The sequence below is a fragment of the Archangium lipolyticum genome, assembly GCF_024623785.1.
In the GTDB taxonomy this organism is placed as follows: domain Bacteria; phylum Myxococcota; class Myxococcia; order Myxococcales; family Myxococcaceae; genus Archangium; species Archangium lipolyticum.
Genome location: NZ_JANKBZ010000013.1, coordinates 210,458 through 229,449, shown reverse-complemented (window position 1 = coordinate 229,449; position 18,992 = coordinate 210,458). Strand labels below are relative to the sequence as shown.

Here is an 18,992-nt window from a genome sequence, read left to right as displayed (position 1 = left end):
CATGAAAGCCTTCTTCCATCTCATGACGACCGCGGCCGTGGCCCTGACGTTCGTGCTCGTGCCGCCAGCCACCGCCGAGTCGGCCAAGGCGCGGGGCGCGGATGAGGCCGCCATCCGCAAGCTGGTGGCGGATCAGACCGAGGCCTGGAACCGCTCGGACGCGGCCGCATGGAGCAAGGACTTCGCTCCGGATGCCGAGTTCATCAACATCGTCGGAACGGTCTTCAAGGGCCGGGCGGAGATCGAGACGCGGCACGCCTTCGTCTTCGACAAACTCTTCAAGGGCAGCCGGACCCAGGTGACGGTGACCGGAGTGCGCTTCCTCGGTGGCGACGTGGCGGTGACGGACATGGAGCACGTGGTGACCGGGTATGCCGGGCTGCCTCCCGGCGTACAGCCCACGGAGGCCGGCGTGCTGAAGACCCGCATGCGCTACGTGATGAAGAAGAACGGCAAGCGGTGGGAGATCGTCGCGGGTCAGAACACCGACGTGAAGCCCACGCCCGCGCCCGGGACCTCGCGGCCCCAGGGCACTCCGGCTGGCCAGTAGTCCCCGCCTGGCCATGCGCACCGTCCGCGCGCGCGTGACTACTCGACCCAGTGGACCTTGCCCAGACCAGCGGGGATCAGGTCGCACACGTAGACCATGTGGTCGTACGGGTTGTTGTCATAGACGCCCCGGGCGGTGATGCATCGCGCCGCACCGGGATTCGGGGCGTTGAACTCCGCAGCGAGCTGCTGGCAGTACGCGTTGTCACCAGGGCCACCGCACTCCTCGGTGCAGCTGTCGGCGCTGATCCACGCCGGGTTGTAGAGGGGATACGAGTCCTCCACGGTCCAGCACAGCCCCGTCGAACACTGCGCGTCGGAGGAGCAGCCGGTGCCCACGGCATTCAGGCCCTGCTTCTGCTCCGACAGCACCTGGGCCTGCTCGGAAACCGTGCCACCACAGGCCACGGAGCCGAGCAGGGAGAGTGAGAGGAGGGACACAGACGCCGCGAGGATGTTCCGCATGGAGGAGAACCTTTCCAAGGTGAAGGAAACAGCGGAGGCAAGCACTTCCGCCATGCGGAGCCAAGTCACTTCGTCGTGACTCGACTGGCTCCTCGACACCCTGAGGCTGACATGGGGTCCTCTCGACGAAAGAACGGCGGCCCCCGGAAAGAGGGCCGCCGTCATGAGAACCACGAAGCGCGGAGGGCCTACTGGATGGTGTAGGCCACCGTGCCGCTGCAGCTACCGGTGGAGTAGCACCCGGCGCGGATCTGGTACTTGCCGCCCGCGCCCGCCGGGACGGTGTAGCTCAGGTACGAAAGCCTGCTGCACGAATCGTCGTTGGAGCCCACCTCGGCGCCGGCGGCGGTGAAGAGCCGCAGGTACGTGTCACCGGTGCCGGAGGAGCCCGCCACGGTGCAGGTGCCGAGCTTGAGCGTCTGTCCCGCGGCCACCGTCACGTCGTAGTTGGTGGTGTTGCGGGTGGCGCTCTGGGTGTCGCTGGCGCTGAAGTTGAACGAGCCGGACGTGGGATTGGGAGGCGGCTGGGTCGTCCCCGGGGTGATCTTCCACACCACGGTGCCGCCGCAGGAGCCGCTCGAGTAGCAGCCGGCGCGAATCGCGTAGGTGCCGCCCTTGCCCGCGGGCACGGTGTACTTGAGGTAGGACGAGTTGCCGCCACAGGAGTCGTCGTTGGAGGCGGCCTGGACGCTCGAGCCATCGAACAGGCGCAGGTAGGTGTCACCGGAGGCGGTGGCGCCGGTGAGGTTGCAGGTGCCCACCTCCACCACGTCACCCTCCTTGACGGTGATGTTCTGGTTCACCGTGTTCTGCTGGGCGCTGTTGGTGTTGCTGGCAGTGTAGGTGAAGGACTCGGCGGGAGGCGGGGGAGGAGGAGGCGGCGGCGGAGGCGGCTCGCCGTTGGCGCCCCACGGGTCCGGGCACGCCTCACTGCGGATGGCGCACTGCGGGAGGCTGCTGCCCAGGTGGCTGATGACCGACTGGATGGGCACGCCTCGGTTGGGGCAGTTGGCGCAGTGGTGCAGCGCCACCACCTGGTGGTCGGCGTAGCCGAGCACCGGCGAGCCCGAGGAGCCGCCCTGGGTATCCGCGTAGTAGCCCACGTCATTGGGGCCGCCGCTCTGGCAGGCCGCCGCGTCGAGGCTGTACACCTCGGCGTAGCCGGAGGCGTCAGACGCGGCGGTGGAGGTGACGGCGATCTTCTTGCCGTACGCCGACGGGTGCTGGGGAACGTAGATGCGCTCCTCGAGCACCGCGCCGGTGGAGCGCAGCTGGAGGAAGCCGTAGGTGCCGGTGGGGTTGGTGGGCAGCTGCAGCAGCGTGTAGTCCCGGGGGGCATCCGTCTTGATCAGCGTGGCGCTGGTGGCCACCACCGTGCCCGGGCAGGCGCCCCACGAGGCGCAGCTGGTGGAGCAGGTCGTCCCCTCGGCCATGAACTCGTAATCGGTGTTCTGCGCATCCGCGGCCGCGCTGATGCAGTGGTTGTTCGTCAGCAGGTGGCCCTGGTTGCCCACGAGCCAGCCGGTGCACGCGCTGGTGCCGTTGATGAGCAGGCGCGCCACGGCCCGGGCGTGGTTGTAGATCTGCGCCTCGCTGGTCTCGTAGCAGCGGGCCCAGCCGGAGTCATCCGCGCCACACAGGGCCTCGGTCTCGAAGCTGGCGGTGCCCAGCTCCTGCGCCGCGTAGCCGCGCGCGTACTTGTCGATGCGGTAGCCGTACTTGTTGAGCACACCGCGGCGGTCCACCGCCTTGCTGTGCAGCTCGATGATGGCGGTGTCTCCGGGGATGTGGATGCCCCAGAAGCCATCTCGCGCGCGAGGGTGCGTGTTGTCATAGCGCCAGGAACGCGAGCCATCCGGTGAGCGGACGACGACGTAGTCCCCTTCCTCGAGCTCGAGCGTGGCGAAATGCGGGGCGATGTATGAGGCCCCGGGGTGGGTGATGGTGTCCTTGTGGAGCATCCCCCTCAGGCCACGCTGCTCCACCGCGGCGTACGGGTGCGGGGACTCGAGGCGGCGCACCACCTCCTCGCCCACCTTTCGGATGCTCTGTGACGCCGGTGACGCCTTGCACACCGCTTCGCTCTCCGGCGCCGCGGCCTGCGCGGTGGCGCAGAACGCGAGGCTCACGGCGAGACACGCCAATCGGATGTTCTTCATCAGGGTTCCCGATCTCCCATCATCGAGGAAGTTGTAAGTGCAACAGTAACTGTTGTAACAGATAACCCCGACATTTCCAGATCCTAAAATACCAGGAATAGTCGCGAACCGCTTCGACCTTCGCACGTGGGTCATCTCTCACCCGCCACGCTGCGAGTCGAAAGCAGCACGAACCCGGCTCAATCGAAGTCAACCGGGGCCGATGGGGCGAGCCGATACCCGGTCATGGGAGTTTGATGGGGGTTGGTGAGGGTCGGTCCTGGTGCAGGGTGCTCCGGTACACGACCAGGTCCACGGATGTGGATGGGACCGGAGCGAGCCAAGGGCGGTCCAGGGGCGGGAGGCCGACGCAACAGACCCGGATCGGCCGAGTACGCGCGGTGTGTTCCAGGTCGTCGAGGACGCGCTGGAGCCGGTCTTGGCCGAAAGGACAGTACAGGAAGAAAACAGTGCCGATGGTGATGAAGCGGATCAGGTCCACGGCGTCGCCCTCGACAAAGCGCACGCGACTCAGGTTCAGCCACGCCGCGCGTCCGCGTGCGGCCTGCACCAGTCCAGGCTGGAGCTCGAGGCCGATGCACCCGGCTCCCGTGAGCAGGTGCGTCAGCACGACGGCCCGTCCCAGTCCAGATCCGACGTCCACGAAAACGTCGTCGCTCGTCACCGCGGCTTGCTGCACGGCTTCGAGCACCGTTGCCACGGGACAAGGCAAGTACGGCACGCACCCGCGCGGGAGGAGGGGATCGTCCTCGGGCAGCTCGTCGATGTCCCACAGGAGGTCCAGCCAGGCATCGCGGTCCTCCGCGCGAATCCCGGTCAGCGCCGCCCTGAAGGTCGCAGGCGAGGGCCCGTTGCGCACGAGTGAGCTGCGCAGCACCTTCGCAGCCTCCAGGGCGGTCTGTCGCATCGAGCGGACCATAGCGAAAGAGCTTCTGATTTCAAAGGAGCCCGGAGGGATGGGTCACGACGACCCGGAATCCTCATCAAGGCCGGTGCTTCTCGAGACAAGCGTTCAACGCCTTCTGGGTCTTCTCGATCTGTTTGTTGAGCTTTCTGATCTGTGCGACCAGACCTCCTTTCGAGGTGGTGGCGGCGCCTTGTAACATCTCCTGCAAGCCATCCCGCTCCGACTCCAGCCCGATGAGCGTGTTCTGCAAATCCTTGCATGGCTTTGGAACCAGCGTGCTCACGGTAGACCTCCTTCCTTGGTTCGTGGGTTCTTTTCACCCGGAAGGAGCGGCTGTGTGCTGGATGTGACGGGCAGGCGCCCAGTCCAGTTGGAACAAGTCCTGGGATGCCCTGCTCGCGAAGCTTGCGCGCGGCGACCCCGGTGTCCGCAAGGATTGCGGGGACGCTCCGCCCCCCTCCCCCACTCCGCCTCGAGCGGGCCCCCCACGAAGTGCGCACTCCGCCAAGGGCCCGTTTCTCCTCGGGAATGAGGCCCCTGCCTCTCGGCAGGGCAGACGAGCGGACAGCGGGAAACCCTACGAACCTCTTCTGCTCTCTTCGAGTACATCGAGGTCTTCTACAATCGCCAAAGGCGGCACTCGTCGCTGGGCTACGTCAGCCCAGTGGACTTTGAGCTTGCGGCCTTACCGCCGAAGTTGGCAGCATAACCCTACTGTCCACGTAACCGGGGCAAGCCCACTCCTGGAGCGCTCCCCTCCAGCCCCGAGCAAAATCCAAGAGCCTGGAAAATCCGGACGCAACTTCGCGACGGCCGCCGCGACAATCGTTCAAGGAGATTCCGCATGTCCACCTACCTCATCCGCAAGGGCGACACCCTCTCGGCTCTTGCCTCCCGTTTCAACACCAGCGTCTCGACGCTGGCGAAGCTCAACAAGATCGCCAACCCGAACCTCATCTACGCGGGCAAGACCCTGCGCATCCCCGGCCACAGCCAGAGCGACAGCTTCGAGCCGTCCAAGGGAACGAAGCGTCCCGGTCGCAGCAGCGGTACGAAGGGCGGCAATCAGGTCGAGGAGAGCCGTGGCACCGCGGGTCCGGGCCAGGCGACCGCCGCGATGCGCAAGTTGGCGAGCGCCGGCCGCGCGGCCGCGCTGAGCATGGGCGGATACAACAGCCAGGGCCTGTGCGCCACCGGCGTGAGCAAGGCCATCCAGAACGCCTTCGGCTTCAAGGTCTGGGGCAACGGCAACCAGATCGACAACAACCTGCCGCGCGACAAGTTCAAGCAGGTCAACATGTCACTCGAGCAGGCGCTGAAGATTCCGGGCCTCGTCCTCACCTGGGAGAAGACCTCCTCGCGCCTGGGCAGCATCTACGGCCACACCGCCATCACCACCGGCGACGGCCGCTCGTCCGTGAGCGACTTCATCGAGCGCAACACGCTGGGCGCCGGTGGCCGCAGCGGGTTGAAGATCTTCATGCCGACGATGTAGCGCCCGCCGCACGGCGGAACACCCCGGAGGGAGGACTCCCGCCCTGCTGCGCCGAGGGGCTCCTTCCGGTGGTGATGTGCTAGATGGCCGCCTCCAGGGCGTCGCGCTGGCGGATGCGCTCGCCCACCCGGGCCGCCGCCTCGCGGCACGCCCGCGCGCGCCGCCGCGGCCGTCGTCCCCGCGCCTGCGTGGTGGAAGGCCGCCGCCAGACGCGGGAAGAGCCGCCAATGGGACAGCGGGCCCACGGCAAGGAAGTCCGGGCCCAGGTCCGTGGCTCCCAGCTCCGCCCACCCCGAGGAGAGCACCACCCGGCACCCCACGCGCCGCACCGCCTCGGCGATGAGGCGCGTGGTCCGCTCCGGGTCCGAGTCCGGCATGCTGCCGAAGCCGATGTAGACCAGGGGCTCGCCCGCCGCCAGGAAGCGCTCCAGCTCCGGCGGCAGCGGGCGCTCGTCCGCCAGGCAGAAGGCCCCGAGCTGCGGCGAGGAGATGTCGGGGGGAAGCGGGAAGAGCTCCGGGTCCGCCGCCACCAGCGCGTGCTCCGCCGGGAAGAGGTGCGTCACGGAGTCCTTCACCGGCACGAGCCCCAGCGCGAGGCGCCGCTCGTTCAGCAGGGGCAGGACGAGCGGGTTGTAGAACCACCGCATCCCCCTCCAAGCCAGCCGGTAGAACCAGCGCGGCGCGCGTGTCAGCGGCAGCTGGCTCCGGCGCAATCCAGGGCCGCTTCCTGGATGCCCAGGGTCTCCCCGGCTGGAGTCAGCCCCACCTCTTCGGGCATACCGCCACAGGCGGACAGCATCGAGCCAGACAGCAATGCACAGAAGACAGAGCGGAGCTTGGGGTGGATTTCCAGGATGGAGATGGACTACGGATTCCAGCAGTTCGCGGGCTGATCGCTGATGCGGACCCAGAAGCGCATGTCATCGCGCACGTTGCCGTACGCATAGAAGTTCCACCCGCCGCCGTCGTGGAACTGGGCCATCCGCCAGCCGCTTCCGAAGTTGGCGGCGCAGATCTGATCGGCGACGGCCGCGCTCGTCAGGGTGATTCCCTGGACAGGGGGAGTCGTCGTGATGTGCCCGGACGCCCACCCGGTGTACCAGTCCGGCGGCAGGCCATTGGGCGCGGGCGAGAAGTCCTGCTTGATACAGAGGATCGGCAGCGACGCGGTGCAGGACGTATCTCCAGAGTAGGCATTGCAAAAGATGCCATTGTCGCAGCCCACCCAGTCCGCACCATTCGAGGCGAAGTGACTCCTCTTGATCCACGTCATGCCTCGGCCGCCCGAGGCCTCCGCGGGAAGGGCAAAGAAGACAGCGACCAAAGCTCCAGCCAGCATTCGATTCACGCCAATCCTCCGTGTTGGGGAGGTATGAGATAACACGGGAAGTGACAGGATACAAATGAACTCAGGCAAAACCTCTTCATTCCTGATTTCGGGCAAAATCAGCAGTGACGGGTCGAGGGAGTGTCTACTGCGTTGGCCCCTTCCCAGCCTGCGGCGTCCCGAACGAGTTGCTCGCAGGCCACGACGCGGCGGCGCTCGGCTGGTGGGTGCGCGCCCGCGACCAGGAGCGCTACCTGGCCCTCCACGCGCGCTGGCAACGTCTGGCGCGGACGCGCTGAGTCAGCAGCCCGCGCCCAGCAGCCGCCGCTCCGCCTCGCCCAGCGGGTCCACCACGAAGAAGAGCACCTTGCGCGCAGCGCCCGGGCTCTGCCCGCCGCCCTGCACCAGCGCCCGGTGCAGGCGGTAGCGCCCCTCGCCCAGCAGGGCCCCGGCCAGCGGCGTCCAGACCAAATCCACCGCGCTGGGGCGCTGGTGGAAGGCCTCCAGCGTGTACTCCCACGCCGTGGAGGCCAGGAAGGTGGCCAGGAAGGCCGCCGCCGGAGACTGACCACAGTGGCGGGCACGGCTGTAAATCTCGCTGCCGAAGAGGCCATGGCCCACGGCGTTGAGTAGCCACGGGTCCCCATCCGACTCGAGCAGCGGCAAGTCCCGGTGGAACTCGGGCGGCCGGGTGTAGGCCTCGCGCAGGTGCGAGAACCCCTCGCGCAGCCGGCTCGGGTCATAGTGGCGCGGCCAGAGAAGAGAGAGCGAGGCGCGCATCCCCACCACCAGCCCCGCGGTGTGGGCCAGCGGCACGTCCCAGCGGCGGGCGGGTAACGATGGCACAGGCGATTGCGGCGCGGGCACCTCTGGCGCAGGCCCCCTCATGCCCTGGAAGTTCAGCTGCTGCGCCAGGTGCTCCGAGTAAAAGTCAGAAACTTCGGGTGAAACCTGGATGCCGGTGAGTCCGGGCAGCGCAAGCCGCACCGGTTCGGCCGCGAGGCTCGCGCTTGCGCACAGGCAAGCGGCGAGCACGGTGAGTCGAAACATGGAGTCCCTCGCCCTGATTGGCGAAGACACCTTAGCACTATTGCGTCAGGGCCCGGATGGCGAGCCGGGCGGTGATGAAGCTGTCATGGAAATGGCGCTCAGGCCGGGAGCGGCTGCGGCTGAGCTTGTGACGTCCCTCGGGTCGAGGGGGAAAAATGCCGCACGCGTTCGGCGATGATGAACGCGTAGCAGCAAAGGGCGACGGAGACGTGGTGGTGCCAGCCCGGAAAGCGGCGGCCCTCGTAGTGGTCGAGCCCGAGCTCTCGTCCGCACGTCGAGGTCGCTCCCCGGACACCTTCTTCGTGAACGCGGCGCGCCCATTGACCGGCTCTCTCCACATGTTATGTAGGCACCTACGCATGAGAGGGGTTGGCGATCATGGATTACGTACGAACGAAAGCGGGCGCGGCGCTCGGTGCACGTCTGCGCCGGCTTTCCGAGCGGCTCGACAATGACGCGGCACGCGCCTATGCGGCCCAGGGTGTGGAGTTCGAGCAGCGCTGGTTCGGCGTGCTGAACCAGCTTGCGCTGAACGGGCCCATGAGCGTCGGCGCCCTGGCGGAGGCGCTGGGCATCACCCATGTCTCCGTCAGCCAGACGCGTGTTTCACTGGAGAAGGCCGGCCTCATCCGCCAGGAGCCCGACGCCTCGGACGCCCGTCGGCGCCTCTTGTCCTTGAGCCCCAGGGGCAAAGCCCTCGCGGCCCGACTCGCGCCCTTGTGGGCTGCATTCGAGCAAGCCTCCCTCGCGCTCGACGTGGAGGCAGGTGGCCTCGGCGATGCCCTCGCTCGATTGGAGGCGGCATTGGAGCGGCAGTCCCTCTTCGAGCGAATCACCGCTGCTTACGATGCCAGAGGCAGGCGATGAGGTGGTCGAGACGCGAGCTCATGGCCGCCTCGCTGATGCTCGCCTGCGTTCCGCGGTCCGAGCATCCGGTGCAATCGGCCGTACCGGTTGCCGCGCCCGGAGACTGGCTGGAGAGGTGGCTCGCCGCGTTCAACGATGCGCGTGCGTCGACCTATCCGGACTTCGTGAAGGCGCACATTCCCACCCTGGTCCCGTATCTGGACGACGACCTCGGGCTCCGCGAGGCGACGGGTGGCTTCACCCTGTTGCGTCGAGAGCAGACAGCGCCGGGGCAGGTCACAGCCTGGGTCCGAGATCGCAACTGGGAGCGCTTCTCCAAGGTCGTACTTTCCATCGGCGATGGACGCATCGACGATCTCTCCTTCCTCGGTGCGCCTCCGCCCGACGACTTCGCCATTCGCCGGCTCGGCGAGCACGAAGCGTTGACCCAGCTTCGTCAGAAGCTGCGAGTGGAGGCGGCCGCCAATCGCTTCTCCGGTGCGGTGCTGGTCGCGAAAGATGGGGTCGTTCTGCTTCGGGAGGCTTACTGCTCGCGGGATGTCGAGAAAGGACTCGCCGCGACGCCTGCCACACGCTTCTGCATCGGCTCGATGGGCAAGATGTTCACGGCCGTTGCCGTCCTGCAGCTCGTACAGAACGGCCGACTTCGCCTGACCGACACGGTTGCGTCGCTCCTGCCCGCCCATCCAGACACGGCGCTCGCGCGGCAGGTGACGGTGCAGCACCTCCTGACGCACACCGGCGGCACGGGGGATTTCTTCGGTGCCGATTACGATGCGCATGCCGCGGAGCTCCATACTCCGTCCGACTTCATCCGGCTGTTCGGGACACGGCAGGCCGCATTTCCACCCGGCTTGCGCTGGGGCTACAGCAACTTCGGCTTCATCCTGCTCGGCGCGATCGTCGAGCAGGTGTCGGGTCTGGCATGGGATGTCTATCTGGAGCGGAATGTCTTCCGCACCGCGGGCATGTCGTCGACCTCACCCCTGGCGTCCGCCGGTAACACGGCGTTGCCCTATACCGGCGCCGCGCGGACGGGGCTCAAGCCGCTGCCGTTCTACGTCGGTCTGCCCGCCGGTGGTGGCTACTCGACGATTGACGATCTGCATCGCTTCGGCACCGCGTTGAGGGAAGCCCGGCTGCTCGACGCCAGGCACCTCGCCATGCTCACGACCGCCAACGTCCAGGCAGGGAATGCGCAGTGGTCGCTCGGCCTGCGCGTGGCGGTTCGCAACGGTGAAGCATGGTACGGCCACGGAGGCAGCGCACCGGGCGTGAACGCCGACTTCGCCATCTATCCCCAATCGGGGTACGAGGTGATCGTGCTGGCCAATCGCGGGCATCCTCACGCCTTCAATGTCGCGGACTTCATCGGCACCCGGCTGCCGCGCGTGAATCGTTAGAAGCCGAGCTGGGCCAACAGCTGAAGGTTCAAGGCGGCCCTCGGTGTGCCGAATGGCCTCAATCCAAGGTGAGACTCTTGATCAGGAAATCCACCGTCGCGCGGACGCCGGGCAACTGGCCGCGCCGGTGGGGCATCAAGAGGGTCGTCGTGACGGTCCCCGCATCCCACTCGGGTAGCACCCGGACCAACTCGCCCGATCGCAGGGCCGCACGACAGAGGCTCTCGGGCAGACAGGTCACGCCGAGGCCGGCCTTGGCGGCTCCCAGCAGCACGGTCGATTCGTTGGCCACCATGACGGTGATCGGGCTGAGCTCGACGCGCTCGCCCGCGGAGCCGCGCAGGCGCCAGCCGGTCGAGCCCGGCGCGGTCACGAGGCCATCATGGCGCCCGAGATGCTCAGGCCGCTCCAGCGGCTCCCGCGCCGCCAGGTAGTCGGGGGCGGCCACGAGGATGATGGGCTCGCTCGCGAGCTGCCGCTGTACCAGAGCCGAGGCCGGAAGCGGTGCGAAGTGGGAGCGCACCGCGATGTCGTATCCCTCCTGCACGACATCCACGAAACGGTCGGTCACATCCAGATGCACCTGCAGCTTGGGGTAGGCGCGCGCGAGCTTCGGCAGTTGCTCGGCCAGGTAGAGCTGTGCCGTCGGCACGCTGGCGGTCAGCCGAACGGTACCGCTGGGCTCGGCGACGCGCCTGCGCACCACCTGCTCGGCGGCCTCCGCTTCGATCAGCACCGCGCGCGCGTGCTCGTGGAAATCACGCCCGACCTCGGTGAGCGTGAAGCTGCGCGAGGTGCGGTGGATGAGCCGGGCATCGAGGCTCGCCTCGAGCTCCGCCACCCGCTTGCTGATGGTCGCCTTCGGCACGCGGAGACGTCGCGCCGCCGCCGCGAAGCCGCCGTGTTCGACTGCTGCCACGAAGAGAGCCAGGTCGTTGAGGTTGAGCATCGAGGTCCCAAAGTACACAGGCGTAGACGCTGAGTCACCGCTCCGGCCTCTACCCGGTCGAAGTCCACGGCAACAGAGTGATGGCACCCGAATCAACGGGCTTTCGACCACGGAGAATCTCGTGACCCCCATCCTCTTCTACGGTGTCCCGTCAGGCTGCTCGTTTGGCTCCATCGTCGCGCTCGAGTGGCTCGCGCGGCCCTATCGGCTCTGCCGTATCGAGATGCCGAGCGTCGTCACGAGCGACACGTACAAGCACATCAACCCCGTCGCGGAGACGCCCTCCCTGATGAAGGCCGACGGCAGGGTCATCAACGAAACCATCGCCATCATGAATCACCTCGGCACGCTCGGCATCGACCGGCGGCTCGCCTTCCCCCAAGGCACCCACGACTTCGACCGCTGGAACCAGATGTTGGCCTTCCTCAACACGACCTTCTTCGGCTCGTTCAGCCCGCTCTGGTATGCCTACGAGCACGAGCTGGAGCCGGAGGCGAAGAAGACACTGACCGACTACGGTCGGGCCAGGGTCCAGAAGGCCCACGCCAGGCTCGAGGCCCTGCTCGGCGACGGCCCATGGCTGCTCGGCGAGCACCGCACCCTGGTGGACGCCTACTTCATCGGCATCGCCCGCTGGACCGAGTACCACGACGTGGTCGACCGCCGTGCATTCCCGAACCTGCAGCGGCTCGTCGAGAAGCTCGAGGCCGATCCGGCCGTGAAGTTCGCCCACGCGATCGAACAGCAGCGGCCGGCCGTCTCGGCGGGTGGCTTCGAAGGCGAGGTTCGTCTCGAAGAAGCGGTGGCGTCCATCCGACGCGCGGCTGCCTAGGACGAGCCGTCAACTCCGCCGCGCCTTCACCGCGTCCGCCAGCAGTTTCACGGCCTCATTTGTCGGAGTGAGAACAGCCGCGCACCGACAGGACGGCGGGGGGCGAGTGTCATGTTTATCTGCCCCCCGAGAAAGCCCCATGCACACCTTCCTGAAGACCTTGATCTGTGCGGCCCTCCTGTCTGCCTCGGGGCAGGCATCCGGCCAGAGCCCCCGCCCCGCCTCGGACCAGAGCGGGAACCTTGCCCCCGACCGCGCGGGCGACAGCCAGCAGTCGGTGCCGCGCAAGGGGCCCAACCCTCGAGGCGCTCCGGTCGAGACGGCTCCCCCCAACGTGCCCGAGTTCAAGCCGGCCTTCCCCGGGCAGACGCGCGCCCCGGCCGTCCAGACACGCACGGCCTTCCAGGTCACCGAGGTGGCTTCCGGCTTCAACAAGCCCTGGGCCATCGCCTTCTTGCCGGATCGTCGCATGCTCGTGACGGAGAAGCCGACCGGCTCCCTCTATATCGTCACACCCCAGGGCGCGAAGTCCCCGCCCGTCGCGGGTCTGCCACCCGTGGATGGCCGCAATCAGGGCGGTCTGCTCGACGTGGAGATCGGTCCGGACTACGCCCAGAGCCGCCTCATCTACTGGACCTATTACGAGCCGCGCGAGGGCGGCAATGGTCTGGCGGTGGCTCGCGCGCGGCTCGTGGAGGGCGAGAAGCCGCGCGTGGAGGACGTGAAGGTCATCTTCCGCATGCAGCCCACGCTCGAGTCGACCCTGCACGCGGGTGGACGCCTCGTGTTCACGCCCGATGGCAAGCTGTTCGTCACGCTCGGCGAGCGCTCCATCCGCGAGGGCCGGGTCCAGGCGCGAGATCTCAAGAGCCACTTCGGGAAGATCGTCCGCATCAACCCCGATGGCTCGGTGCCCAGGGACAACCCGTTCGTCGGTCGCAAGGATGCCCGGCCGGAGATCTGGTCCCTGGGACACCGCAACGTGCTGTCCGCGGCGCTGGACAAACAGAAGCGCCTCTGGGTGGTGGAGATGGGGCCCCGCGGTGGCGACGAGCTCAACCGCCCCGAGGCCGGCAAGGACTACGGCTGGCCCACCATCGGCTATGGCGAGGAGTACTCCGGCGAGCCCATCCACGAGTCCACCCAGGGCCCGGGGATGGAGCAGCCCGTGTACTACTGGGATCCGGTGATCTCCCCCTCGGGGATGGCCATCTACTCCGGGGACCTCTTCCCCGAGTGGCGTGAGAACATCTTCATCGGAGGCCTGTCCAGTCAGGCCCTGGTGCGGCTCGTCATGAAGAATGACCGCGTGGTGGGAGAGGAGCGGCTGCTCACCGACCTGCACGCGCGCATCCGCGAGGTCGTCCAGGGCCCCGAGGGTGCACTCTACCTGCTCACCGACGCCGACAACGGACGGCTGCTCAAGCTCACGCCGCGCTGATCCGCCCCGGGCCCGACAATCGAGACAGAAAGGATGCGCGGGCGGAACGCGATGGCTAGCCTGCGCGCACTCACACCACACTGGAGGATGAGATGTCGCGTCATGGGATGGCGGTACTGGGACTCGTAGCGGCGCTGGGCACGGCGGGTACGGCGGCCGCCAAGGAAGCGGAGCCGACCGGTCAGGTGAAGGTCTTCCTGCGCGGCGGCGTGGGCAACTACACGGGCACCCTGGGCGACATCGCCAAGACGGGTCCGAGCTGGGGCCTGACGGTGAACCTGCAGCCCATGCGCTTCCTCGGCTTCGAGCTGGGCTACGAGGGCGCGCACAACGTCATCAGCGATGCGGGCGTGTTCGACCTGGCCCTGACGCGCCATGGAGGCTCCGCCCTGGTGAAGCTGTCCCCGCCCTTCTTGGAGACCGTGCGTCCCTTCGTGGGCGCCGGCTTTGGCGGCTCGTACGTCTTCGCGGAGGGCACGCTGCTGGGCGGCTACCAGTCGGGCCTGGTGGGCGAGGTGCCGCTGGCCGCGGGCGTCGAGTTCAACGTGGGCAAGTTCACCGCGGGAGCCCGGGCCACCTACCGGCTGCTGCTGGACGAGGATCTCTCGGAGCAGCTCGACAATCCCAGCGGCGGCTTCTTCGACGTCGTCGCCACCCTGGGCCTGCGCTTCTAACCAGAAGGGGAGCGCGGGCCTGAACGTCCTCCAGGCCCGTGCTACGGGCCGTCCGCGGCCGGCGGGATGGCGGCCGCATCGGGGACGACCCGGCAGGGGAACATGTTCCCGCGGTCCCCGGTCGTACACACCAGTCCGGGACGCGTCGGTGCGCCGGGCGCGAGTGGTACGGTGTCCGAGTCCCATTCACAATCTGGGGCATCCGCGCGACTCCAGTCGCAACGCCCCCGGGGCGGAGCTTCCACCGGACCCCACGTGGCACGGCGCGTGGCCTTTTCATCACAGAGTGGCTCCTCCTCGGAGACGCCCGTACACGTCATGCGGGCCCCATGCCCCAAGGGCTTCAGGGTCAGCCGCTCACACCTTCGCCGGAGCACGCGCTGCTCGCAGGCCTCTTCCGCTCCGAGGTACGGCCGCTGCACGAGCTGGAACGCCCGCCCGTCCAGGCCCACACCGAAGACCCTCCGATCCTTCCAGGTGTCTTCTTTCACCGCGATCTCCCAGAAGGGGCGGCCCTCGCGCAGGGCGTCTTCCGAGGTCTTCCCGTTGCTCGGCTCACAAGGCACCTTGCTACCGCACACCAGGGTTCGCGCCACGGCCTCCACCTCGCACCGGGTGCAGCTCAGGTGCTGTCGCCGCATGGCCACGGGGCGGCGGGGGAGGATTCCCGAGCGCAGGGACTCCATCTCGACGGAGGCCCCACGCACGGGCTGGGTCCGCGTGCAGACGGAGGTCCCGAGTCCCTTCTTCTCGTCTCCGTACGCGTAGACGAGGTACTCGACGCCCTTGTCGAAGCCGTACTCACACATGATCTCGGACTGGTCGAAGACCTGCTTGGGAGCGGCCTTTCCCTTGAACGTCTCCAGCACCGTGAGCGTCACCCGGCGGACGTACGGACCCTGCTCGTCCTTGCCGAAATCCTCGTGGATGTCGTCGACCCGGCCACGGAAGATGAGAACCGCCTCCTCACGTGCCTCCTTCAGGGCATCACGGACATCCAGCTCCAGGGGACAACTGCACGCCCATGCCCCCGAGGGCCAGGCCAGCAGTCCGAGGACGAGCAGCACCGCGATGCGTGAGAGCATGTGCAGAACGTACACCCTCAGCTTATACGTGAGGAGAAATGATGAGGCCCCGCGCCGTGAGCGGCTCGGGGCTCATGCGAAGAGGATTGATCCGACGCGACCGTCATGGATCGAAGCGCAGCTTCGCGGTCAGCGGCGCCCCCGGGTCACGGCGTGTACAGCTCGACGGAGGACAGGGCTCCATCGGGGCCAGCAAAGCCACCCGTGATCAGCACCTTCCCCTTCGTCGGCAACATGCTCGCCGTGTGCCACGCACGACCTTTGGCCATGCACCTGGCCGTGTCCTCGGGCGTGCACGGCAACGTGGACCAGCGATCCTCGACAAGGTCGTAGAGCTCGGCGGTGTTGCGGTATTCGGTGGGTCTGCCGATGCTCTGGAAGATCCCTCCCAGGACGAGGATCCTCCCATCCGGGAGCTCGGTCGCCGTGTGACCCCGACGCCCATACGTCATGGTGGTGCCCGTATCGCCGCCCGCCGGGACCGTGGAGCCGTCACGACCATCGCCCTTGGCACCATCGTCGACATCGAGATCGGTGGGATCGTACAGCTCCGAGGAATTCAAGTCGTTGGACAGCGCATCCCGGCCACCCGTCACGAGCACCTTGCCAGTCGACAGCAACGTCGCCGTATGGCCCACGCGCTCGGTTGACAGGGGCGAGAGCGAGGTCAACCTGCCCCTCGGGGCCGACGTGTCTTTCTCGTAGAGCTCCACGCTGGCGACGTTGTTGTAGAAGCTGTTCCCCCCCATGATGACCACCCTGTCTTCCGACAGCAGCGTCGCCGTGTGACCGGAGCGAGGCGTCGCGAGGTGTATATTCTCGAGCAACGTCCAGGTCCCATTCCCGATGTCGTAGATCTCCAAGGTGCCCGTGTCATCGCCATACGCCCGTCCGCCCACGACCAGCACCTCGTCTTCGTTGATCAGCGTCGCCGTATGACCCGCCCGGGCGCTGTTCATGGAGCCTGCCGGAGTCCATCTAGACCCTTCAGGACTCGTCGGGTCGTAGAGCTCAGCTGTACTGTCGGTGTAGCCGTCAGTCTCTCCACCCGTGATCAGCACCTGGCCAGTCGGCAGAAACGTCGCGGCATGATCATACCGGGGCGTGCTGAGCGAGCCGGCCGCGGTCCAGCAGCCGGTATCCGGATCGTACAGCTCCGCGCTGGAGAGGGGCGTGCCGTTACTGTCCACCCCTCCCACCACGAGCACCTTGCCATCCCCGAACACCGTCACCGTGTGATGGTGACGAGCGTTGTTCAGGGAACCGGGGGTGCTGCATACCTCGAGCGTCTGCGTCTGCCGGAGGGAACCCAGGGACCGGACCGCCTCTTCAGGCCGCGAGTCGCATCCGGACAGCGCCACGGAAACAAGGCACAGCAGGATTTGTGATGTCTTTTGATACATGTCTTCCTCTGTTTGAAGAGCCAGCGCACGAGACGCACGATGGCGAAAGATGAGGGTGAGGTCTGTTCAATCTCTGAGAAGGTGTGAATCCATCCCAGCGTCAGTCACACTTCGTCTTGTGGTTCGAGCGGATTTTTTCTTTGAGATGCCTTGTCACGTCCGCCCGTGGTGGATTTTTGGGTGGTTTGTGCCAGCGAGAGACTCATCCACCAGGGGCCGCCTCCTGGACGAAAAACCTAAAGTTGCCCGAGTGACTGATGCGTGACTGGCGCCCCAGCTCGGAAGCATGCTGCGCCTTCGCGAGGAGTGATTCGAAGACGCATGGAGCACGACGACGAAACCGGGACGGGCTGGAGGCTGGAATTGCTCGGCGGCGCGCGCCTCGACGGACCGGAGGTACGGCTGGAGCGGTTGGAGCGAAAGACAGCCGCGCTCCTGGCCTATCTGGCGCTGCGAGGCGCCACGGCGCGCGCCCCGTTGGCCGAGCTGCTGTGGCCCGACTCCAAACGCGAGACGGGACGCAACAACCTGCGCCAACTCCTGCGCCGTCTGAGGGAGGCCGCTGGCACCGGGCTGGTGGATACCTCGCAGGACACGCTGCGGCTCGTTCCCCGGCTCACCTGCGACGCGGCCCGGCTGGTGGAGGTCTTCTCCAGCGGACGCTACGCCGAGGTCGCGCGCCTGGAAGGAGAGTTCCTCCACGGCTACACCTATGACGACTGCGACGAGCTGAGTGGCTGGGTGCGCGGCCAGCGCGACCACCTGCGCGAGCTGCGCCTGCACGCTGGCGAGGAGGAGGCGGCGCGGCTCGAGCGCGAGGGCCAGCAGCGCGCCGCCCTGGAGTGGAACCTGCTCGTGCTGGAGAAGGAGCCCACCCGCGAGTCCGCATGGCGCCGCTCGATGCGCCTGCATTGCCTGCTCGGCGACCGCGCTTCCGCGCTGCGCGCCTACGCCCGCTGCTGCGCCGTGCTCGAGCACGAGCTGGGGATGTCCCCCATGGAAGAGACGCAGGCGCTGGCACGGGACATCGAGAGCGGCGCCCCAGCGCTCCTCTCGGAACGGCCCGTGCGGCGGGAGCTGCCCCTCTCCGTCCTGCATCCGCGCGTACTGGCCGGACGGGCGCGGGCGTGGGCACAGCTGGAGACGGCGTGGAAGGCACGCATCCCGGCCTTCGTCGTGGGCGAGCCGGGTCTGGGCAAGACACGGCTGCTCACCGAGTTCGCCGCCACCTGCGGCCGGCCCCTCCTCTTCTCCTCGCGGCCGGGGGACACCACCGTGCCCTTCGCCACCCACGCGCGCTTCTGGCGGCGGATGCTCGCGCAGCGGCCAGACGTGGTGCTGCCGGCCTGGGTCCGCCGCGAGCTGACGTGCATCCTCCCGGAGCTGGAGGACGGGAGCTTCACCCCCACCGGTGAAGTGGACAAGGTCCGCCTCTTCAGCGCCATGCTGGAGCTGCTGCGTCTCACGGGCGAATCCTTTGGCTCGGTGGTCGCTGACGACCTCCAATACATGGACGCGGAGAGCTTCGAGGCCGTCTCCAACATGGTGTCCGCCGCCATGGACGCCGGGATGATGCTGCGGTTGCCCCACCTGGTGGCGGGCCTGCGCCGCGGCGAGGCCCCGCAGGCCGAGGCCCTCATCCGCCGCATGGTGGAAGCCGGGCTGGCGGTACGCGTGGAGCTGGAGCCGCTCTCCACGCCCGAGGTGGCCGAGTTGCTGGGCGGCGTGGACGTGCCCGAGGCCTCGGGACTCGCCGAGCCCCTGGCGCGCTTCACCGGGGGCAACCCCCTCTTCATCATCGAGACACTCAAGAGTCTCATCGAATCCGGCGAGCTGACCCAGGGCCTGCCCCGAGCGCTCCCCCCTGCGGGCCGGGTGGGCGCCATCCTCGAGCGCAGACTCGAGCGGCTGTCCGCGCGGGCACTCCAGCTCGCGCGGACGTTGGCGGTGGCCCGGCAGCAGTTCTCGCTGGAGCTGGCCGCGCAGGTGCTGGACGCGCATCCCCTGCACATCACGCAGGGGTGGGAGGAATTGCTGGCCGCGCAGCTCGTGCGCGACCACTGGTTCACGCACGACCTCCTCTACGAGGCCGTGCTCCAACACCTCCCCGCTCCGGTCGGGGTGTGGTTGCACCGGCGCGTCGCGGAGCACCTCTCCACGCTGAAGGTTCCCGCCGCCCTCCTCGCCCACCACTGGCGGGAGGCGGGAGACGCCGCACGGGCCGCGCTGTTCGACGAACGCGCGCAGCAGGAGGCGCTGGTCGTACGCGCTTCCTGAGCTGAATGGAGGCGGTGGGCCTTTACCTTCGCCTCCAATGGGGGCGAGCGAGGGTCCGCGCGAGCCCTGCACGGCATCCCTGGTGAATCAGGCATCGGAAATTCACCGG

At 67.6% G+C, this 18,992-nt stretch carries 17 protein-coding genes and 2 pseudogenes; 9 read left to right on the top strand and 10 right to left on the bottom strand.

Features of this window, described 5'->3' with window-relative positions; translation table 11 throughout:
• Position 1 precedes the first annotated feature (1 nt).
• On the top strand, positions 2-550 hold the full coding sequence (locus NR810_RS27115) for an SgcJ/EcaC family oxidoreductase (RefSeq protein WP_257456546.1): 549 nt from the start codon (positions 2-4) through the stop codon (positions 548-550).
• Positions 551-588: 38 nt separating this feature from the next.
• Here NR810_RS27115 and NR810_RS27110 read toward each other — a convergent pair whose 3' ends face one another.
• The 4 genes from NR810_RS27110 to NR810_RS27095 all read right to left on the bottom strand — a co-directional run bounded on the left by NR810_RS27110 (position 589) and on the right by NR810_RS27095 (position 4,363).
• Entirely contained in the window at positions 589-1,014 is a 426-nt protein-coding gene (locus NR810_RS27110) for a hypothetical protein (protein WP_257456540.1), read from the bottom strand.
• 188 nt (positions 1,015-1,202) lie between these two features.
• Positions 1,203-3,173 (bottom strand): serine protease, encoded by a 1,971-nt coding sequence (locus tag NR810_RS27105; RefSeq protein WP_257456538.1) that lies wholly within the window; start codon positions 3,171-3,173, stop codon positions 1,203-1,205.
• 223 nt (positions 3,174-3,396) lie between these two features.
• Positions 3,397-4,092 carry a class I SAM-dependent methyltransferase gene (locus NR810_RS27100; protein WP_257456536.1) on the bottom strand — a complete coding sequence of 232 codons (696 nt, stop codon included), beginning with the start codon at positions 4,090-4,092 and terminating at the stop codon, positions 3,397-3,399.
• A gap of 64 nt (positions 4,093-4,156) precedes the next feature.
• Positions 4,157-4,363 carry a CBS domain-containing protein gene (locus NR810_RS27095; protein ID WP_257456534.1) on the bottom strand — a complete coding sequence of 69 codons (207 nt, stop codon included), beginning with the start codon at positions 4,361-4,363 and terminating at the stop codon, positions 4,157-4,159.
• Between the two features lie 309 nt (positions 4,364-4,672).
• Between NR810_RS27095 and NR810_RS27090 the strand changes: the two are divergent.
• A pseudogene (locus NR810_RS27090) lies at positions 4,673-4,789 on the top strand (IS3 family transposase); the annotation flags it as partial.
• A gap of 135 nt (positions 4,790-4,924) precedes the next feature.
• Positions 4,925-5,575 carry a LysM peptidoglycan-binding domain-containing protein gene (locus NR810_RS27085; protein WP_257456533.1) on the top strand — a complete coding sequence of 217 codons (651 nt, stop codon included), beginning with the start codon at positions 4,925-4,927 and terminating at the stop codon, positions 5,573-5,575.
• A gap of 865 nt (positions 5,576-6,440) precedes the next feature.
• On the opposite strand, the gene NR810_RS27080 is transcribed toward NR810_RS27085, so the two are convergent.
• The 3 genes and pseudogenes from NR810_RS27080 to NR810_RS53040 all read right to left on the bottom strand — a co-directional run.
• Entirely contained in the window at positions 6,441-6,848 is a 408-nt protein-coding gene (locus NR810_RS27080; protein ID WP_257456531.1) for a flagellar hook-length control protein, read from the bottom strand.
• A 354-nt stretch (positions 6,849-7,202) separates the two neighbouring features.
• Complete coding sequence (locus NR810_RS27075) at positions 7,203-7,952, bottom strand: DUF3943 domain-containing protein (RefSeq protein WP_257456530.1); 750 nt, start codon at positions 7,950-7,952, stop codon at positions 7,203-7,205.
• A gap of 98 nt (positions 7,953-8,050) precedes the next feature.
• Positions 8,051-8,215 (bottom strand): annotated as a pseudogene (locus tag NR810_RS53040) (IS701 family transposase); the annotation flags it as partial.
• 115 nt (positions 8,216-8,330) lie between these two features.
• Here NR810_RS53040 and NR810_RS27065 point away from each other — a divergent pair.
• Positions 8,331-8,819 carry a MarR family winged helix-turn-helix transcriptional regulator gene (locus NR810_RS27065; RefSeq protein WP_257456711.1) on the top strand — a complete coding sequence of 163 codons (489 nt, stop codon included), beginning with the start codon at positions 8,331-8,333 and terminating at the stop codon, positions 8,817-8,819.
• Positions 8,820-8,839: 20 nt separating this feature from the next.
• Positions 8,840-10,222, top strand: a complete 1,383-nt coding sequence (locus NR810_RS27060; RefSeq protein ID WP_257456528.1) for a serine hydrolase domain-containing protein — start codon at positions 8,840-8,842, stop codon at positions 10,220-10,222.
• Between the two features lie 58 nt (positions 10,223-10,280).
• Here the strand turns inward: NR810_RS27060 and NR810_RS27055 are convergent, their stop codons facing one another.
• Positions 10,281-11,171: a LysR substrate-binding domain-containing protein gene (locus NR810_RS27055; RefSeq protein ID WP_257456527.1), complete on the bottom strand. Its 891-nt coding sequence runs from the start codon at positions 11,169-11,171 to the stop codon at positions 10,281-10,283.
• A gap of 121 nt (positions 11,172-11,292) precedes the next feature.
• On the opposite strand from NR810_RS27055, the gene NR810_RS27050 reads away from it, so the two are divergent.
• From NR810_RS27050 to NR810_RS27040, 3 genes are all read left to right on the top strand, one after another.
• Positions 11,293-12,003: a glutathione S-transferase family protein gene (locus NR810_RS27050; RefSeq protein ID WP_257456526.1), complete on the top strand. Its 711-nt coding sequence runs from the start codon at positions 11,293-11,295 to the stop codon at positions 12,001-12,003.
• A gap of 139 nt (positions 12,004-12,142) precedes the next feature.
• Complete coding sequence (locus tag NR810_RS27045) at positions 12,143-13,444, top strand: PQQ-dependent sugar dehydrogenase (protein ID WP_257456524.1); 1,302 nt, start codon at positions 12,143-12,145, stop codon at positions 13,442-13,444.
• A gap of 92 nt (positions 13,445-13,536) precedes the next feature.
• Positions 13,537-14,118, top strand: coding sequence for a hypothetical protein (locus NR810_RS27040; RefSeq protein WP_257456523.1), 582 nt, complete (start codon positions 13,537-13,539; stop codon positions 14,116-14,118).
• 41 nt (positions 14,119-14,159) lie between these two features.
• Here the strand turns inward: NR810_RS27040 and NR810_RS27035 are convergent, their stop codons facing one another.
• Complete coding sequence (locus tag NR810_RS27035) at positions 14,160-15,203, bottom strand: hypothetical protein (protein ID WP_257456522.1); 1,044 nt, start codon at positions 15,201-15,203, stop codon at positions 14,160-14,162.
• A 146-nt stretch (positions 15,204-15,349) separates the two neighbouring features.
• Positions 15,350-16,606, bottom strand: a complete 1,257-nt coding sequence (locus tag NR810_RS27030; protein ID WP_257456521.1) for a Kelch repeat-containing protein — start codon at positions 16,604-16,606, stop codon at positions 15,350-15,352.
• Positions 16,607-16,927: 321 nt separating this feature from the next.
• Here NR810_RS27030 and NR810_RS27025 point away from each other — a divergent pair, with 321 nt between their 5' ends.
• On the top strand, positions 16,928-18,883 hold the full coding sequence (locus tag NR810_RS27025; protein ID WP_257456520.1) for a BTAD domain-containing putative transcriptional regulator: 1,956 nt from the start codon (positions 16,928-16,930) through the stop codon (positions 18,881-18,883).
• Positions 18,884-18,992: the final 109 nt, after the last annotated feature.

Bases quoted from the DNA above. Each gene is read 5' to 3' on its own strand.
- NR810_RS27115 (WP_257456546.1), top strand. From the start codon at position 2: ATGAAAGCCTTCTTCCATCTCATGACGACCGCGGCCGTGGCCCTGACG.
- NR810_RS27110 (WP_257456540.1), bottom strand. From the start codon at position 1,014: ATGCGGAACATCCTCGCGGCGTCTGTGTCCCTCCTCTCACTCTCCCTG.
- NR810_RS27105 (WP_257456538.1), bottom strand. From the start codon at position 3,173: ATGAAGAACATCCGATTGGCGTGTCTCGCCGTGAGCCTCGCGTTCTGC.
- NR810_RS27100 (WP_257456536.1), bottom strand. From the start codon at position 4,092: ATGGTCCGCTCGATGCGACAGACCGCCCTGGAGGCTGCGAAGGTGCTG.
- NR810_RS27085 (WP_257456533.1), top strand. From the start codon at position 4,925: ATGTCCACCTACCTCATCCGCAAGGGCGACACCCTCTCGGCTCTTGCC.
- NR810_RS27080 (WP_257456531.1), bottom strand. From the start codon at position 6,848: ATGACGTGGATCAAGAGGAGTCACTTCGCCTCGAATGGTGCGGACTGG.
- NR810_RS27075 (WP_257456530.1), bottom strand. From the start codon at position 7,952: ATGTTTCGACTCACCGTGCTCGCCGCTTGCCTGTGCGCAAGCGCGAGC.
- NR810_RS27065 (WP_257456711.1), top strand. From the start codon at position 8,331: ATGGATTACGTACGAACGAAAGCGGGCGCGGCGCTCGGTGCACGTCTG.
- NR810_RS27060 (WP_257456528.1), top strand. From the start codon at position 8,840: ATGGCCGCCTCGCTGATGCTCGCCTGCGTTCCGCGGTCCGAGCATCCG.
- NR810_RS27055 (WP_257456527.1), bottom strand. From the start codon at position 11,171: ATGCTCAACCTCAACGACCTGGCTCTCTTCGTGGCAGCAGTCGAACAC.
- NR810_RS27045 (WP_257456524.1), top strand. From the start codon at position 12,143: ATGCACACCTTCCTGAAGACCTTGATCTGTGCGGCCCTCCTGTCTGCC.
- NR810_RS27040 (WP_257456523.1), top strand. From the start codon at position 13,537: ATGTCGCGTCATGGGATGGCGGTACTGGGACTCGTAGCGGCGCTGGGC.
- NR810_RS27035 (WP_257456522.1), bottom strand. From the start codon at position 15,203: ATGCTCTCACGCATCGCGGTGCTGCTCGTCCTCGGACTGCTGGCCTGG.
- NR810_RS27030 (WP_257456521.1), bottom strand. From the start codon at position 16,606: ATGTATCAAAAGACATCACAAATCCTGCTGTGCCTTGTTTCCGTGGCG.
- NR810_RS27025 (WP_257456520.1), top strand. From the start codon at position 16,928: ATGGAGCACGACGACGAAACCGGGACGGGCTGGAGGCTGGAATTGCTC.